The sequence below is a fragment of the Arthrobacter sp. AL12 genome (assembly GCF_029960645.1).
Classification (GTDB): Bacteria; Actinomycetota; Actinomycetes; order Actinomycetales; family Micrococcaceae; genus Arthrobacter.
Window position 1 is genome coordinate 53,968 of record NZ_JASBQY010000018.1, and the last position, 15,559, is coordinate 69,526.

Annotated in this window: 17 protein-coding genes and 1 pseudogene; 11 read left to right on the forward strand and 7 right to left on the reverse strand. The window is 64.3% G+C overall.

The window, feature by feature from the left end:
* Positions 1-3 precede the first annotated feature (3 nt).
* Genes QK291_RS16340 through QK291_RS16350 form a run of 3 tightly spaced genes read left to right on the forward strand, consistent with a single transcriptional unit; the run spans position 4 to position 3,591 of the window.
* On the forward strand, positions 4-792 hold the full coding sequence (locus QK291_RS16340; protein WP_282383745.1) for an SDR family NAD(P)-dependent oxidoreductase: 789 nt from the start codon (positions 4-6) through the stop codon (positions 790-792).
* Between the two features lie 24 nt (positions 793-816).
* A complete protein-coding gene (locus QK291_RS16345; RefSeq protein WP_282383746.1) occupies positions 817-2,253 on the forward strand; it encodes an FGGY-family carbohydrate kinase in 1,437 nt (478 codons plus the stop codon).
* 12 nt (positions 2,254-2,265) lie between these two features.
* Positions 2,266-3,591: an MFS transporter gene (locus QK291_RS16350; protein ID WP_282383747.1), complete on the forward strand. Its 1,326-nt coding sequence runs from the start codon at positions 2,266-2,268 to the stop codon at positions 3,589-3,591.
* Positions 3,592-4,864: 1,273 nt separating this feature from the next.
* On the opposite strand, the gene QK291_RS16355 is transcribed toward QK291_RS16350, so the two are convergent.
* The gene (locus tag QK291_RS16355) at positions 4,865-5,338 is read right to left on the reverse strand and encodes a hypothetical protein (protein WP_348994589.1); all 474 of its coding nucleotides are present in this window, start codon (positions 5,336-5,338) and stop codon (positions 4,865-4,867) included.
* Between the two features lie 156 nt (positions 5,339-5,494).
* Positions 5,495-5,683 (reverse strand): hypothetical protein, encoded by a 189-nt coding sequence (locus QK291_RS16360; RefSeq protein WP_282383750.1) that lies wholly within the window; start codon positions 5,681-5,683, stop codon positions 5,495-5,497.
* A gap of 698 nt (positions 5,684-6,381) precedes the next feature.
* On the opposite strand from QK291_RS16360, the gene arsD reads away from it, so the two are divergent.
* Complete coding sequence (gene arsD / locus QK291_RS16365) at positions 6,382-6,774, forward strand: arsenite efflux transporter metallochaperone ArsD (RefSeq protein WP_282383752.1); 393 nt, start codon at positions 6,382-6,384, stop codon at positions 6,772-6,774.
* An 8-nt stretch (positions 6,775-6,782) separates the two neighbouring features.
* Positions 6,783-8,543 carry an arsenical pump-driving ATPase gene (gene arsA / locus QK291_RS16370; protein WP_282383753.1) on the forward strand — a complete coding sequence of 587 codons (1,761 nt, stop codon included), beginning with the start codon at positions 6,783-6,785 and terminating at the stop codon, positions 8,541-8,543.
* 54 nt (positions 8,544-8,597) lie between these two features.
* Here the strand turns inward: arsA and QK291_RS16375 are convergent, their stop codons facing one another.
* From QK291_RS16375 to QK291_RS16390, 5 genes and pseudogenes are all read right to left on the reverse strand, one after another.
* On the reverse strand, positions 8,598-8,831 hold the full coding sequence (locus QK291_RS16375) for a hypothetical protein (protein ID WP_282383755.1): 234 nt from the start codon (positions 8,829-8,831) through the stop codon (positions 8,598-8,600).
* Between the two features lie 61 nt (positions 8,832-8,892).
* Positions 8,893-9,024 (reverse strand): hypothetical protein, encoded by a 132-nt coding sequence (locus QK291_RS19080; RefSeq protein ID WP_348994590.1) that lies wholly within the window; start codon positions 9,022-9,024, stop codon positions 8,893-8,895.
* Positions 9,025-9,037: 13 nt separating this feature from the next.
* Positions 9,038-9,376, reverse strand: coding sequence for an N-acetyltransferase family protein (locus tag QK291_RS16380; RefSeq protein WP_348994591.1), 339 nt, complete (start codon positions 9,374-9,376; stop codon positions 9,038-9,040).
* A gap of 35 nt (positions 9,377-9,411) precedes the next feature.
* Complete coding sequence (locus tag QK291_RS16385) at positions 9,412-9,762, reverse strand: metalloregulator ArsR/SmtB family transcription factor (protein WP_282383756.1); 351 nt, start codon at positions 9,760-9,762, stop codon at positions 9,412-9,414.
* A gap of 101 nt (positions 9,763-9,863) precedes the next feature.
* A pseudogene (locus QK291_RS16390) lies at positions 9,864-10,603 on the reverse strand (aquaporin).
* 45 nt (positions 10,604-10,648) lie between these two features.
* Here QK291_RS16390 and QK291_RS16395 point away from each other — a divergent pair.
* The 6 genes from QK291_RS16395 (at position 10,649) to QK291_RS16420 (ending at position 15,519) form a co-directional block, all read left to right on the forward strand.
* On the forward strand, positions 10,649-11,323 hold the full coding sequence (locus QK291_RS16395) for a metalloregulator ArsR/SmtB family transcription factor (protein ID WP_282383758.1): 675 nt from the start codon (positions 10,649-10,651) through the stop codon (positions 11,321-11,323).
* A 141-nt stretch (positions 11,324-11,464) separates the two neighbouring features.
* Positions 11,465-11,887: an arsenate reductase ArsC gene (locus QK291_RS16400; protein WP_282383760.1), complete on the forward strand. Its 423-nt coding sequence runs from the start codon at positions 11,465-11,467 to the stop codon at positions 11,885-11,887.
* Positions 11,888-11,897: 10 nt separating this feature from the next.
* A complete protein-coding gene (gene trxB, locus QK291_RS16405) occupies positions 11,898-12,872 on the forward strand; it encodes a thioredoxin-disulfide reductase (protein ID WP_282383762.1) in 975 nt (324 codons plus the stop codon).
* An 82-nt stretch (positions 12,873-12,954) separates the two neighbouring features.
* Positions 12,955-14,337: an FAD-dependent oxidoreductase gene (locus QK291_RS16410; RefSeq protein WP_282383764.1), complete on the forward strand. Its 1,383-nt coding sequence runs from the start codon at positions 12,955-12,957 to the stop codon at positions 14,335-14,337.
* Positions 14,338-14,383: 46 nt separating this feature from the next.
* Positions 14,384-15,061, forward strand: a complete 678-nt coding sequence (locus QK291_RS16415; protein ID WP_282383766.1) for an arsenate reductase ArsC — start codon at positions 14,384-14,386, stop codon at positions 15,059-15,061.
* Complete coding sequence (locus QK291_RS16420) at positions 15,058-15,519, forward strand: low molecular weight phosphatase family protein (RefSeq protein ID WP_282383767.1); 462 nt, start codon at positions 15,058-15,060, stop codon at positions 15,517-15,519. Before QK291_RS16415 ends, QK291_RS16420 begins: the two co-directional genes overlap by 4 nt.
* The last annotated feature ends 40 nt before the right edge of the window (positions 15,520-15,559 follow it).

Consider the following 15,559-nt stretch of genomic DNA (forward strand, 5'->3'; position numbering starts at 1 on the left):
CTCATGAACGACATGAATATCGCCGACTTTGGCGCGGACTTTTTCTCCCTTGAGGGGAAGAACGCGATCGTCACCGGCGGCAACACCGGGCTGGGCCAGGCGTTCAGCCTGGCGCTGGCGAAGATGGGCGCGAACGTGCTTGCGGCCAGCATCATGCCCGATGACGGGGCCACGGGCGCACTCGTGGAGGCCGCGGGGGCCCGGTACTCCTACCTGCGCTCCGACATCACGGCCGAGGGAAACCCAAAGCGCGTGGTGGACGCGTGCGTCGAAGAGTTCGGCAGCGTCGACATACTCATCAACTGCGCTGGCCGGGGCATCAACGAACCCGACGTGCTGAAGTTTACGCGCGCGCAGTGGGACCCGATGGTTGCCCTTAACCTCACCGCGGCGTTCGAGATGTCGCACGAGGTGGCGCAGCACATGGTGCCTCAGCGCAGCGGCAAGATCATCAACATCTGCTCGGTTTTCTCATTCCTCGGCGGTCAGTGGTCGCCGGCATATGCGGCAACCAAGCACGGTATTGCCGGGCTGACAAAGGCATACTGCGACGAACTGGCTCCGTTCGGCATCCAAGTTAATGGGATCGCGCCTGGCTATTACGCAACCGCCCTTACAACTGAGACGCGGGCAAACCCCGAGGCGAACCAGCGAGTCATGGATCACGTGCCAGCGGGGCGTTGGGGGCAGACTCAGGACCTTATGGGTGCGACGGCATTTTTGGCCAGCCGCGCCTCGGACTACGTCAACGGTCATATTTTGAGCGTTGACGGTGGATACCTGGTGCGCTGAGCGCCGGAAGATTGCGACTAACAGATGACAACGAAGTACATCGTGGGTATCGACGGGGGCTCGCAGAGCTCGAAGGTCGTCATTTTCGACACGGAGGGGCGGATCGTATGCGAGGCGTCTGAAGCGTTGGCGCCGATGCACACTCCCAAGCCCGGCACGGCCGAACACCCCGACGACGACCTGTATGACACGATCGTCGCTGCTGCGCGCCGGACACTCGCCGCTTTCACCGGCAACGTAGCCGACATCGTCGGGGTAGGGTTGTGCACGATTCGATGCTGCCGCGCTTTGGTGCGTGCAGACGGCACGCTCGCGGAGCCGGTGCAGAGCTGGATGGATCATCGTCTGTCACGCCCCTATGAGCACACGAACGATGAAGTCGCGTACGTGACGACCACGTCGGGCTATCTGATGGGACGGCTAACCGGCAGCCGCACTGACACCGCGGCGAACTACATCGGTCCGTGGCCGATGGATGTGAACACATGGGACTGGTTCGCCAACCAGGAGACATTCGATTCATTCAACGTGCCGCTCGACATGCTCTACAAATTGCAGATGCCGGGGGAGATCGGCGGGTACGTGACAGACGCGTTCGCCGCAGAGACCGGCATCCCGGCTGGCCTTCCTGTCGTGCACACCGCAAACGATAAGGCCACCGAGGCGCTCGGTGCGGGGCTGCGCGACGAGAGCATCGGGCTGATTTCGCTCGGCACATATATCGCTGGCATGGTCGTCGGAGAAGACTTCGTGGCGGAGCCTCGGAGCTATTTCACAAACTTCGCGTCAGAACCGAAGCGCTACATCTACGAAAGTGCCGGCATCCGGCGGGGGATGTGGACCGTGACGTGGTTGCGCAACCTCGTCGGCACCGAGATCGCGCAGGCAGCGTCGGACGCGGGGGTGACCCCTGAGCAGCATCTAAACGCGCTTGCCGCTCACGTTCCGGCCGGGTGCGACGGCCTTATGTGCGTGCTCGACTGGCTGGCCTCGCCTACGCAACCGCACAAAAAGGGCATGTTCATCGGCTTCGACGAGCGCCACGGGTACGCGCATATGTACCGCGCGATTCTGGAGGGTATTTCGTTCCGGATGAAACAGAACGTGGCGGACATGGAAACCGAGCTCGGCATCCGGCTCGAAAAGCTCGTCATCTCCGGTGGTGGATCGAACAGCGATGTGGGGATGCAAATCTTCGCCGATATGTTCGATCTGCCCGTTGTGCGCAACGAGGTGCGCAACGCGGCGGGGTTGGGGGCGGCGATTTGTGTAGCCGTAGCGTGCGGCATCTACCGCGACATCGATGAGGCCACCTCACGAATGGTGCACGAAGCTGACGGGTTCACGCCCGACGCGGCCCGCGCGCAGCTATACCGCAAGCTCGGCGCGGTTTATTCGGATATCTCTGCGGAGACCGACGCCATCCTCGAACGCACTTACAACATTCTGTCCGAACAATAGGAGTATGACGACATGCCCAAGCTCGCCCAATCAAGGAAGATTTTCGAGCTAGTCCTTCTGATCCTCGCCGCAGGATCAATCTATCCGCTGGTCTATTTGCGCCAGAACTTCGAAAAGACCATCCTCATCGCATTCGACATGAACCAGTCGGAGCTGGCCAACCTGTATACGATGATCGGCATCATTTTCGTCATCGGGTATCTACCTAGTGGATGGTTGGCCGACCGGTTCCCGGTCAAATTCCTCATCATCTTCTCGTTGCTGCTGACGGCCGGCGCAGGCCTGTGGTACGCACAGGTACCTGACAAGTCATCGTTGGTGTACATCTACCTCATCTGGGGTTTCGCGACGGTCTTCACGTTCTGGAGCGCGATTCTGAAGACAGTGAATTTACTCGCAGATGCGAAAGAAGAAGGCCGCTATTTCGGCGCGCTCGACGGCGGGCGCGGCCTGGTAGAAGCGATCCTGGCAAGTGCCGCAGTCGCGGTCTTCGCGTTTGCTGCCGGTCCGGGTGAGGCCGACGGGGCGGCAACGCGCGCCGGCTTTCAGGCGGTCGTCTACATGTACTGCATTGCGATCATCGTGATCGCCGTAGGGTTGTTCTTCCTCATGCCAAGTGGCCATGATAAGGAGATTAAGGCGGACGAGCAGAGCAAGGGAGATGTCAAGTCGACATTTGCCGCGATTGTGCGGATCTTGAGGATTCGCGAGGTGTGGGTGATGATCGTCATCCTCTTCTGCGGGTACACGCTGTTCTGGGGTCACTACTACTTCTCGGGGTTTTTGAACGTAAACCACGGCGTGTCACAGGTGAGCGCGGGCGTCGTAACAGTGATCGTGTTGTGGATGCGACCGATCGGCGGCTTCGGCGGCGGATTCCTCGCCGACAAGTTCGGTCGATCAAGGGTGCTGGCAATTTCGATGACGCTCACTGCGGTACTACTGATAACGCTCGCGGTGCTGCCGGGCGGTTCACCGATTGGTCTCATATACGTGCTGATTGTGGCAGCCGGCCTGGTGATGTACGTGATTCGCGGTGTGTACTGGTCCATTCTCGATGAGTGCCGTGTTCCGGTGGCGGTGACGGGTATTGCGATCGGGATCATCTCCTTCTTCGGCTACTTGCCTGACATCTTCCTCCCGCAGATCAGCAGCGCGATCTACACGAACTTCGGCGACAACGTCGGGGGCGCAAACAACGTCTACTTCGTGGTGACCGCGGTGATCGGTCTGATTGGTGCCGGTGCAGCGATGTACTTCACGCTGCTGTTGAAGCGACGTACCGCTGCCGAGGCACTTGAGGCAAAAGCCGCACCTGAGTCGGTGACGGGAGCCTAGAGACAGACGATACTGAACGCCCCGCTCCCACACCGGCAGCGGGGCGTTCTGTGTATGGTCGGTCAGGTGCGGGTAGTGCCCATTAGCCTGGTGTAACGGCCTTGCTCTCCGGCGTGTTGCTCCCGGACGTGAGGCGGCCAACGCGTGATTCTTTGAAACAACGTATCTACCAAAGTACGTTTCAAAAGAGAGCCCGCGCGGGATGCCCGCTCCGCATGGACCGGTCCGGTTCCGGAGGCCTTCTCTTCACATTGGAGCGAAATCGCGCCCCGCCTGGGCGGCCGCTAATGCAGCCTGATTGGTGCGCCAAAGTGGGCAAGAAAGAGGGTGTGCACAATGTGCACACCCTGGGCTTCGGATTGGGTTGTATTGGTGGCGGACTGGGCCGGATTGGCGAGGTTGTCGGGGGAGTGGCGGAAATTCAAGGGCTGGAACCCGGTTCGAGTCCCACCTCGGGCACAGTTTTTCCGCATGTCAGGGGCCTTTTTTGGAGTCTTTTTGTGTGCACATTGTGCACACTCTCGCCTCTGATCTGATGTTCCGGGTGTGTGGGGTCCCGGAAACGGCCTATTCGGTTATGTGGGGGAGCGGCTGGCTACGGCGGAACTGGTGCGTCCTCGTGGGGTCGCTTCTGGGTGTCCATCCTTGTTCGTCCTTCCGTTGGGTTTTCGCGTTCACCACTTCATGGTGGCTGGGGCCGCGTACAACATGATTTGCTGATTATTCTTTGGATTGACCCAGGGGTTGCCGCCTGTCCGGATGTTCCGCTCTGATACCTGTTCATGGAGGAATGCGTCGGTGACGGCATGACATGGCAACTGATGATCCCGGATTCCTCGATCAGGACCCCGCAGCGGAAGCCATCCCACTTGGGCTCACATAGGCTGCCGCCCGGCAGCAGTCCGGGCTTGCAACAACGCCCTGAACTTGGACGGGGACGAAGGCACGGCCCGTTCCTGGAGGCCTCGTTCACCGACGTGCCGCCGCTGGACGGCTGCAGAAGGTGGAGAAAATCATCGACGAAATAGGGCCCCAGCGGGTGCTATCGACATCGCAGACCAGCCAGGATTGGCCGTCCGGTCCGTGATCGTGCATGACTTCAGCGAGAGCCGGGCCAGGCCGGGCCGGGAGGGGCAGCGGCGCTTCGGTCGAGGATGATCTGCCGGGAGTCGCTCATGGACCCCATGTGTACGGAGACGGGCGTTGCCCTTCCCGGCAACAAAAAGCTCCCGGGGTGCGGTCCCGGGAGCTTTCTGTTCAGACGTCTGGGTGGCTACTTCTTGGCGCCGCCACCAATCACGCCTTTTTCAATCGCCTTGGTCACTGCGTCCGCCTCGGCCTGGGTCAATGTCCCGGACGCAACTGCCTTGTCCAATCGGGTCTTCAGCGCCGTCAAGTGTTTGGTCTTCTTGTTCGCGGAGCGCAACTCGGCGATGGCGGCACTGACCTTCGTTTCGTCGATGCCGAGGGAGGACGCCAGCGACTTGGCCAGCGCAGCCTCCTTGGCTGTGCGGTCCGCCTTGCTGGCGTCCCGGAAAGTCTTCATTGCCTCACTCATCTTGGCCTTATCGACTCCGAGCTTGGCGGCAAGGGCCGCGGCAAGCTGCTCAGCTTTGCCGTTGCCCGCCTTGGCTTTCGGTGCGTGGGCTGCCTCTGTGCTGGCGCCTGGCACGGGGGTTGGAGTTGAGGTGGCTGAAGCCATCGTTGTAGCACCCAGGCCCAGACCCAGGGCAAGGGCCGTAGCCATAACGGCCACCGTAATGTTCTTGCTACGTGACAACGTCGTCTCCTTGTGATTGGTGGTGCTGGTGTGAATTTCGGGCCTGCCACAAAGGTACTACCAGGACTGCCCTAAACGTCCCCGGGGGGTGAAAATTCGCCACCGAACTATGGGTTCAGAAGGTCAGGCCCCGGCGCCGGCAGCCACGGGGGAGGGGCCGGCGATAAGGGACCGGAGCCTATTCTTCACCTTCGTTGCGCGGCCGGTCCACCATTCATCGTTGTCCTTGAATCTGATCCAGTCGCGGAGCATCGCGTAGATCAGGTAGCTATTGCAGAGGGCGCTGAACCACTGGCCGGTGAAGATGTCCATGGCCAGAGAGAATGCGAACCGGCGAAGTGCGGCAGGCACTGGGTTCGCAGTGATGCCGGCCCCCAGCAGCCTCCTGCCGCCACCGGCATCCGGAGGGGCTTTGACCACAGAACCATGCGGCAACGGCCCAGTGCCGGAACATGCTGCGCCGCCGGCCGCGGCTATCCCTCAGATGCGGAGTGAATGGACCGGGCCAGCGGCCCCGGGCACCGGCCGGGCGGCGAACTCCCTGCCGATTCTGTTCCGGGCCCCGTGTTCGATCAGAGTCGGGATTATAGGTACGGATGCGGCTGGAAGCCAGTTGGTCATACTCTTCCGTCACGACTCTGGCGACCAGGGTACGGGGAGCGTCGGGATGCCGGGCGATTATCCGGGCTGTGACGTTCTCAATGGTGTCCTGCTTTTCCGCGTCGTCCGAGAAACCAGTCTGACGCCGGGCGACGGAGGCGTCTCTCAGCCTGCTTATGACGAAGTGCAGGACACGCGTGTCGCCCCGGTAGCGAACCGACCCTTCCTCGAAATGTATCCATCGTTGTCAACGTCACCTCCTCCATCCCTTTTTTGTATCGACAATTGTCGATATACTGAGGAGAGCCCCAATCACGCTGACGACGTCCCCGCCGGGACGACCGCCTGAATGAATGGCACTCCGTGTTTCGGTATCGAATCGAACCACCACGAAAGCCAAGGAGAACCACATGCCTGCTATCCGAATCTACGAATCCGCCCTCTGCTGTGACACCGGGGTCTGCGGCCCTGACGTGGACCAGTCCCTGGTGGATGTGACCGCGGACATGCGACACCTCCAGGGCCTCGGTGCCGACATTGCCCGCCACAACCTCGCCAGCGAACCGACCGCCTTCGCGGAGGACGAAACAGTCCGTGGATTCATGCACCTGGTCGGGTCCAAGGGCCTTCCCCTCACTATCGTCGACGGCATTACGGTCGCCGCCGGCACCTACCCCAGCAGGGGGCAGCTGCTGACTTTCGCCGGACTGGACGAAGCCACGTTTGAACCGCAGTCCCGCCCGGAACTTGGCCTGGGTGAAAAGTCCGGCGGCTGCTGCGGCGGCTCAACGAGTTGCAGCTAGGTCCCCGCGTGAAGTTTCTCGAGAACGCACCCCGGTTCCTGTTCTTCACCGGCAAGGGCGGTGTGGGCAAGACCTCCGTAGCGTGCGCAACAGCACTCACCCTCGCCAAGTCCGGCAAGAAAGTCCTGCTGGTCAGCACCGACCCCGCATCCAATGTCGGGCAGGTCTTCGGCATGACCATCGGGAACACCGTCACACCCCTTCAGGATGTGCCGGGCTTATCGGCCCTGGAAATTGACCCGGAGCAGGCCGCCGAGGCGTACCGGGAGCGGATCATTGCGCCCGTCCGGGGCCTCCTGCCCGAGACGGAGCTGATCGGCATCGCCGAGAGTCTCTCAGGTTCCTGCACCACCGAGATCGCTTCCTTCGATGAGTTCACCAACCTGCTCGCCGATGACAGCTCCTACGGCGAGTATGACCACATCGTCTTCGATACCGCCCCTACAGGCCACACCATCCGGCTCCTGCAGCTGCCCGGTTCGTGGACCGATTTCCTGGCCGCCGGCAAGGGAGACCCCTCTTGCCTGGGCCCCCTGTCCGGGCTGGAGAAGCACAAGCAGGTGTATGCCAAAGCAGTCCAGGCTCTCACGGACCCGGCGAGGACCCGGCTTGTCCTGGTCAGCCGCGCGCAGACCTCGTCACTGAGCGAAATTGAGCGGACGTATCTCGAACTCAACCAGATCGGGATCGGAGGAGGGTACGTCGTCGTCAACGGCGTCCTGCCGGAAGCCGCTGGGGACGAGGATCTGGCGCAGGCATTGTGCGCCCGGGAGGCCGCTGCCATCGCAGCCATTCCCGCGGCGGTCGCCGGTTTGCCTCGCGATGTTCTGGATCTGAAGCCGGGCAACATGGTCGGCATTGCTGCGCTTGAGTCCCTGTTCTCGGCCACTTCCGGCGCCGATATCACTGACGCCGCGCTGGTGCCCGAGGTTGAGGACGCTCCGCTGGCTGCCCTGGTGAACGAAGTGGAGCTCGACGGCCACGGCCTCGTTATGTGCATGGGCAAGGGCGGGGTCGGGAAGACCACCGTCGCTGCGGCCATTGCGGTTGCCCTGGCCAAACGCGGGCATGCGGTGCACCTGACCACGACTGATCCGGCAGCGCACCTCACCGAAACACTCCATGGCTCCATCCCGGGCCTCACGGTCTCCCGCATCGATCCGGAAGCGGCGATTCAGGAGTACAGAACCCATGTGATGGAGACCAAGGGCCGGAACCTGGACGATGACGGGCGCGCGGCCCTCGCTGAGGACCTGTTGTCCCCGTGCACGGACGAGGTGGCCGTGTTTCGGCAGTTCTCCAAGGTGGTCCAGGAATCCCGCCGGCACTTTGTCGTGATCGACACGGCACCGACCGGCCATACCCTGCTGCTCCTGGACGCCACTGGTTCTTACCACCGGGAGATTGCCCGCCAGGTCGGCGACACGCTGGGATTCGTGACGCCGCTGATGCGGCTTCAGGATCCGGCGCAGACCAAGGTGGTTCTCGTTACGCTGGCCGAAACAACACCGGTACTGGAAGCCGAAGAGTTGAAGGGTGGCCTGGAGAGGGCCGGAATCCATCCGTGGGCCTGGGTCATCAATAACTCGATCGCCGCCGCGCACCCGCAGGCGCCGTTCCTGCGCGCCCGCGCCGCGAGCGAAATCGAACAGATCACGAAGGTGCGCACCCTGACGGACCGGGTGGCCCTCATTCCGTTGCTGCCTGAGGAACCCACCGGTAACGAGAAGTTGTCGGCCCTGACCGCGCTCAGCTCCCAGCCCGCCTGACGTGGCTCCAGCCTCCGCCGGCGCTTGCGCGGCGGGGGCTGTGACCACGTCCGGTTAGCCGTCCAGACGCTGAGCCAGCAGGGCTTCGATGTCCCGGGCGGTGGCGTCCAGCCTGGCGATCGTGTCCCGTTGGATCGACCGCAGGTATTCGGCATCGGACTCGCCGTCCTGCACCCAGTTTTCGTCGCCCGGTGAGTCCATCGCCTGGCGTGTGTTGGCGGTTGCCGTCCTGACGTTCTCCAGCATCGCCCGCAACCGGGCGTCGGTGGTGGGGGTCTCGGCATTCATAGTGCCCTCCTTTTTTGCGGTCGCGTCGTCAGCTCCCAGGGACTACCTGGCAGCACAAGACCTAAAGGACCCGCGTGCGCCGTTCAATCAGGACGGTGTCCTTCGATTGGCCGGCGGCCGGGCCGCGGGCCATCCGGGCAATCTTTTCCCGGCGTCCCACCACCCTGAAGCCGTGGGCGAGGTGCAGCCTCATGCTCGGCTCGTTTTCAGGAAATGCTCGCCTGGATGGTCCAGATGCCGCCGCTTTCCGTCGAGTCGGCCAACGCCGGGAGCAGGAGTGTTCCTATCCGCTGGCCGCGGGCCGACTCGGAAACGTAGATGGAGTGTTCCACGACGCCGGAGTACGCCGGGCGGCCGGAAACGGCGGAAACAGCCGCCCAGCCGAGAATCCCGCCGTCGGGCCCCTCTGCCACAAGGCGGTGGGAAGTAAGCCGCGAAGCGTCGAAATGGTGCCAATCCGGTGCCTCGACCTCGAACGTGGCCTGACCCGTCGCGATTCCCTCACCGTAGATCCGCTGGACCTCGGGCCAATCGGGTTCCCGCAACGGCCGGACGATGACGTCAGGCGCCGGACTTTGATTCACAGAGACGCCAGCAGGGCGGCCGTCTGGTCCAGGGCGCCGGGGACGAGGGAGTAGTAGGCCCAGGTGCCGCGCTTCTCGCGATGCAGCAGACCGGCGTCAGCCAGGATCCTCAGGTGGTGGGAGACAGTGGGTTGGCCCAGGTCCAGTGGCTCGGTGAGATCGCAGACGCAGGATTCGCCGCCGTCGGCCCCTTTAACGATGGAGAGCAGGCGAAGCCGGTTCGGATCAGCGAGGGCCTTGAAGACCAGCGCCTTCTGCTTCGCCTCCTCAGCGCCCAGGGCCGGTGTTCCCGCCGGGGCGCAGCAGGCTTCATCCGTGGCCGGTTCGAGGATGGACAGCGAGTTCATATACCCATTATGCCCCGACATTGACAATCATCAATATAAAGCCGCGCCGGGCCTTGTTTGGGTGGACGCGCAGATGGTGAACCCTCTAACTGCAGGCGATGCTACGAGGTGGCCGGTTCGGAACTGTGCGCCAGGACGACGTCGTCCGCGGTGCTGGCCGCGGAGGGGAACAACACGAGGAGGAGGCCAACGCCTACCGCCGCGCCGACCAGCTGCGCTACCACGAAGCCGGGAACGGACGCCGGGGCGATGCCCGCGAACGTGTCACTAATGATGCGGCCCACCGTCACGGCCGGGTTCGCGAACGACGTCGAGGACGTGAACCAGTACGCGGCGCCGATGTAAGCGCCCACCGCCGGCGCGGCGAGGACGCCCCGAGTGGTGGTGGCCAGGGCGAAGATCAGCAGAACGAGACCTGCGGTGGCGACGACCTCGCCCAGGAGATGCCCGGTGGTTGCCCGGTCTTTGCCCGAAATGGAGGTACTCACGTCAAACATGGCGTTCGCCACGACGCTGCCGCTGATCGCACCCGCTGTCTGCGCAACGATGTACGTGCCAAGTTCCTGCAGTGTCAGTCCGGTACCGCTGCGCCGGCCCAGGACCCAGTCGACGAGGGAAACCACGGGGTTGAAGTGGGCGCCGCTGACAGGACCGAGCACCAGATCAGCACCGTCAGGCCCAGTACCGTGGCGGTGCTGTTCTGGAGTAGCTGCAGGCCGACGTCGATGGGGGAGAGCTGCTGGGCGGCGATGCCGGAGTCGACGACGATCATCACGAGCAGGCTGGTGCCGAGCAGTTCGGCGACGGCACGGCGCCACAGCGGCGGTTGTTGAGAAGTCATACCAACGTCTTGACCCAAGATATTTACTCAGCCAAAATTGAATCAATGAATACTGACCCGGATGAAGTCTTTCGGGCGCGGGTCGCCAAGCACGCGGCCCTCGCGGATCCTGCGCGGCTGCGAATCGTGGACCTGTTGACCGTGGGGGACCTTTCCCCCACGGAGCTGCAGGCCGAACTCGGGATGCCGTCAAACCTGCTCTCCCACCATCTGCGCACGCTGGAAGGCGCGGGCCTGATGACCCGCCACCGTTCGGAGGCGGATAAGCGCCGCAGCTACATCCGACTTGCTCCCGGCGCTCTGGAAGGTCTGGTGCCCGGGGCTGAACACGGAGCCCGCCGCGTCCTCTTCGTCTGCACCCGGAACAGCGCCCGGTCCCAGCTGGCCGTCGCACTCTGGAACCAGGTCAGTGAAATCCCCTCGACCTCCGCAGGCACGCACCCCGCGGACCGCATCGCCCCGGGCACCATTGACGTCGCCCGCCGCCACGGCGTCGCTCTCGCGGATCTTCCCCCGCGGCGGCTGGATGAGGTGGCGCACGATGAAGACTTCGTCGTGACAGTGTGCGACAACGCCCACGAGGAAATCCCCAACCTGGGAGGGATCCACTGGTCCGTTCCGGATCCGCTCCGGCTGAACACTGAGGACGCCTTCGAAGGCGCCTTCACTGACATCGCCCGCCGCATCAGCGACCTTGTACCGCGTCTTCACGCGGCCTAAAACCACAACCCGCAAATATTGACAAGCATCGATTTATTGGTCGATACTGAGTGCATCGACAAACATCAATGTGTTGTCCGTGCGGGAACCATGACCCCATCACAACCGAGCCACACCGAGCTGATTTCCAGGAGAAACCACGTGAGCACCGAAACCGCCAAGAAGCCTTCTGTCCTGTTCGTCTGCGTCCATAACGCCGGGCGCTCCCAGATGGCCGCAGCCTTCCTCACCACCCTGTCCAAGGGCGGGATCGAGGTCCGTTCCGCCGGTTCCGCGCCCGCCGACAAGGTCAATCCGGCCGCCGTCGAGGCCATGGCCGAACTCGGCATCGACATGTCCGCCGAAATCCCCAAGGTCCTCACCGCCCAGGCCGTCAAGGAATCCGACGTCGTCATCACCATGGGCTGCGGCGACACCTGCCCGATCTTCCCGGGCAAGCGCTACGAGGACTGGGAACTCGAAGACCCGGCCGGCCAGGGCGTGGACTCCGTCCGGCCGATCCGCGACGACATCAAGGCCCGCATCGAGGACCTCATCGCATCCCTCACCCCGGCCGCCAAGTAGGAGCACCGCCATGACCGAACAGCTCATCATCATCGGATCCGGCCCCGCCGGCTACACGGCCGCGATCTACGCTGCCCGGGCAGGCCTGCAGCCGCTCGTCATCGCCGGAGCGGTCACCGCGGGAGGCGCCCTGATGAACACCACCGAGGTGGAGAACTTCCCCGGGTTTCCCGGCGGCATCCAGGGCCCGGAGCTGATGGACGGCCTGCAGCAGCAGGCCGAGAAGTTCGGCGCCCGGGTGGTGTTCGACGACGTCACCGAAGTGGCGCTCACCGGTCACCTCAAGCGCGTGGTCACCGGCGCCGGCGAGACCCACGAGGCGCCCGCCGTCATCCTCGCCACGGGTTCGGCCTACAAGGAACTCGGCCTGCCGGAAGAAAAGAAGTTCAGCGGCCACGGGCTCTCCTGGTGCGCGACCTGCGACGGATTCTTCTTCCGCGACCAGGACATCATCGTGGTCGGCGGCGGGGACTCCGCCATGGAGGAATCGACGTTCCTGACCCGCTTCGGGAAGACCGTGACCGTGGTGGTCCGCAAGGGCGAACTCCGCGCCTCCCGGATCATGGCCCAGCGCGCCAAGGACAACCCCAAGATCCGTTTCGCGTGGCACTCCGCCATCACCGCGATCCACGGCGACGCCAAGGTCACCGGCGTCACCCTGACCGACACCCGCACCGGAGAAACCAAGGAACAGGCCGCCACCGGAATCTTCGTCGCGATCGGCCACGTGCCGCGCACCGAACTGCTGACCGGCCAGGTCGAGCTCGACGCCGAGGGCTATATCAAGGTAGACGCCCCCACCACCGTCACCAACCTGACCGGGGTTTTCGCGTGCGGGGACGCCGTGGACCATCGCTACCGCCAGGCCATCACTGCAGCCGGCACCGGCTGCGCCGCCGCGCTGGACGCCGAACGCTACCTCGCCGCGTTAGAGGACGCGGACAGCATCGCCACGGCACTGGTGGAAGAACCCACCCACTCCTAAGACCACCATGCCTGCCGGTCCCACGAGGACCGGCAGGCACCCCAGCAATGAACCGTCACCCGCCGGATGAACAGAGGACACCATGGCTGTAGATAACACCCTTCCCGTAGCCGTCATAGGAGCCGGACCCGTCGGCCTCGCCGCCGCAGCACACCTGCTCGAACGCGGCATCGAACCGCTGATCCTCGAGGCCGGCCCGGCCCCGGCGGCGGCCATCGAACAATGGCGCCACATCCGGCTGTTCTCCCCGTGGCAGTACAACACCGACGCCGCCGCCGTCCGCCTGCTCGCCGCGACCGGCTGGGAAGCACCCGATCCGTCCGCGCTGCCCACCGGCGGCGAGCTGATCGACCAGTACCTCACCCCGCTGGCTTCATTGCCGGCGATCTCGTCCCGCCTCCACACCGGCGCCCGCGTCGTCGCGGTAACCCGCCTCGGGATGGACAAAACCCACTCGCGGAACCGCGACACCACCCCGTTCGTGGTCCGGGTCGAACACGCCGACGGCGAAGTCCGCGACCACCTGGCCGCCGCCGTCATCGACGCCTCGGGCACCTGGTCCACCCGCAACCCGCTCGGCACCTCCGGCCTGCCCGCCCTCGGCGAAACCGCAACGGCGGACCACATCTCCTCGACCCTGCCGGACGTGCTGGGCCGCGACCGTGAAGCCTTCGCCGGCCGCACCGCCGTCGTCATCGGCGCGGGCCACTCCGCCGCCAACACCCTGCTCAACCTCTCAGAGCTCGCAGCCCAGGTCCCCGGAACGAAGATCGTCTGGGCGATCCGCGGCGCCTCGGCGGCCAAAGTCTACGGCGGCGGCGACTCCGACGGTCTCGCCGCCCGCGGCCAGCTCGGCAGCTGGCTCCGCGCACTGGTGGATTCCGGCGCCGTGGAACTGTACACCGGCTTCGGGATCGCCGGCCTCGCCGCCGACGGCGCCGTCACGCTGACCTCCACCGACGGCCGCACCCTTGAAGCCGACGTCGTGGTCCCGGCCACCGGGTTCCGCCCGAACCTGGACTTGCTCCGGGAACTACGCCTGGAACTCGACCACGGCGTCGAAGCCCCCCGCGAGCTCGGCCCGCTGATCGACCCCGAATTCCACTCCTGCGGTACCGTCGAACCGCACGGCGCCAAAATGCTGGCCCACCCGGAGCAGGACTTCTACATCGTCGGGATGAAGTCCTACGGCCGGGCCCCGACCTTCCTGCTCGCCACCGGCTACGAACAGGTCCGCTCCGTCGCCGCCGCCCTGGCCGGCGACAGGGAAGCAGCCGACACCGTCCAGCTCGAGCTGCCCGAAACCGGCGTCTGCTCCTCCGACATCGGGAGCAGCTGGGACGTCCCCGCCCCCGCGAACGCGGGATTTGTTGCTGAAACCTCCGGCGGCTGCTGCGGAACACCCGAACCGGTCCTCGTCGGATTCCCCACCGGCCTGGCCCACGGCCGCTCCGGCGAAAACTGAGCATCGTCCCCCTGCTTGCGTCCACTGAACACACTGGAGAGCTGACATGACTGAACACCACGAACATAGCCTGGGCCTGCAGGACAACACCGAACTCCTGCACCGGATCAGCGTGCGCCTTACCGACCGGTTCGCCGGAGTGTTTGCCGCGGAGACGGTCGAACGCTACGTCTTCGAGTCCTACAGCGCCCTGGCACGGACCGCGAAGATCAAAACGTACCTGCCCTCCACCACCGAACACTTCGCCAACGACCGACTCAGCGCCCTGGCCAAATCCAAAGGCGCCGTCGCCTCCGTGGTACCGGAGGTGCTGTTTGTCTGCGTACAGAACGCCGGTCGGTCCCAGATGGCAGCGGCACTCCTGAATGTCGAGGCCAAGGGCAGGATCCGCGTCCGGTCCGCCGGCTCCCTGCCGGCTGCCGAGCTGGACCCCGCCGTCGTCGCGGCGATGTCCGAAATGGGCCTGGACCTCACTAAGGACTATCCCAAGCCGCTCACCGACGACGTCGTGCGCGCCTCCGATGTGGTGATCACGATGGGTTGCGGCGACTCCTGCCCGATCTACCCTGGCAAACGCTACGAGGACTGGGAACTGGCAGACCCGGCCGGGCTGCCTGTTGAGGCCGTCCGGATCATCCGCGATGAGATCCATGACCGGGTCAAAGCACTGGCCGCATCGCTGCTCACCAACCCAGACGCAGACAAGGCAGAATCAAACGCATGACCCAGACCACGAAAAAGCCCAGCGTCCTGTTCGTCTGCAGCAAGAACGGCGGGAAGTCCCAGCTCGCCGCCGGACTGATGAACGAGCTCGCCAAAGGGACCGTCACGGTGCACTCCGCCGGGACCAAACCCGGCACGTCGCTGAACCCCCAGTCCGTGGACTCGCTGGCAGAACTCGGCATCGACATCACCGGGGAACACCCCAAACCCGTCACCGACGAGGTCCTGGACGCGGTCGACGTCGTCATCGTCCTGGGTAACGAGGCAAAAGTCGAAGCCCCCGTGGGCAAGCGGCTTGAGGTCTGGGATACGGACGAGCCCTCCGAGCGTGGCATCGAAGGCATGGAACGTATGCGCCTGGTCCGGGACGACGTCAAGGCCCGGGTCCGGAATCTGTATGCGGAGCTCACCGGGAACGAGGCCATTCCCGCCGCTGAGGGGCTTTCCTATGTGCCGTGAGTCCCGCGGCGGGGCGGCGTTCACGCCGCCTGATCATGGT

Coding starts and splice junctions, on each gene's coding strand:
- QK291_RS16375 (WP_282383755.1), bottom strand. CDS start 8,831: ATGAATGCCGAGACCCCCACCACCGACGCCCGGTTGCGGGCGATGCTG.
- QK291_RS16360 (WP_282383750.1), bottom strand. CDS start 5,683: ATGGACATCTTCACCGGCCAGTGGTTCAGCGCCCTCTGCAATAGCTAC.
- QK291_RS16355 (WP_348994589.1), bottom strand. CDS start 5,338: ATGGCTACGGCCCTTGCCCTGGGTCTGGGCCTGGGTGCTACAACGATG.
- arsD (WP_282383752.1), top strand. CDS start 6,382: ATGCCTGCTATCCGAATCTACGAATCCGCCCTCTGCTGTGACACCGGG.
- QK291_RS16395 (WP_282383758.1), top strand. CDS start 10,649: ATGAATACTGACCCGGATGAAGTCTTTCGGGCGCGGGTCGCCAAGCAC.
- QK291_RS16345 (WP_282383746.1), top strand. CDS start 817: ATGACAACGAAGTACATCGTGGGTATCGACGGGGGCTCGCAGAGCTCG.
- QK291_RS16415 (WP_282383766.1), top strand. CDS start 14,384: ATGACTGAACACCACGAACATAGCCTGGGCCTGCAGGACAACACCGAA.
- QK291_RS16385 (WP_282383756.1), bottom strand. CDS start 9,762: ATGAACTCGCTGTCCATCCTCGAACCGGCCACGGATGAAGCCTGCTGC.
- QK291_RS16340 (WP_282383745.1), top strand. CDS start 4: ATGAACGACATGAATATCGCCGACTTTGGCGCGGACTTTTTCTCCCTT.
- QK291_RS19080 (WP_348994590.1), bottom strand. CDS start 9,024: ATGAGGCTGCACCTCGCCCACGGCTTCAGGGTGGTGGGACGCCGGGAA.
- QK291_RS16420 (WP_282383767.1), top strand. CDS start 15,058: ATGACCCAGACCACGAAAAAGCCCAGCGTCCTGTTCGTCTGCAGCAAG.
- trxB (WP_282383762.1), top strand. CDS start 11,898: ATGACCGAACAGCTCATCATCATCGGATCCGGCCCCGCCGGCTACACG.
- QK291_RS16350 (WP_282383747.1), top strand. CDS start 2,266: ATGCCCAAGCTCGCCCAATCAAGGAAGATTTTCGAGCTAGTCCTTCTG.
- QK291_RS16410 (WP_282383764.1), top strand. CDS start 12,955: ATGGCTGTAGATAACACCCTTCCCGTAGCCGTCATAGGAGCCGGACCC.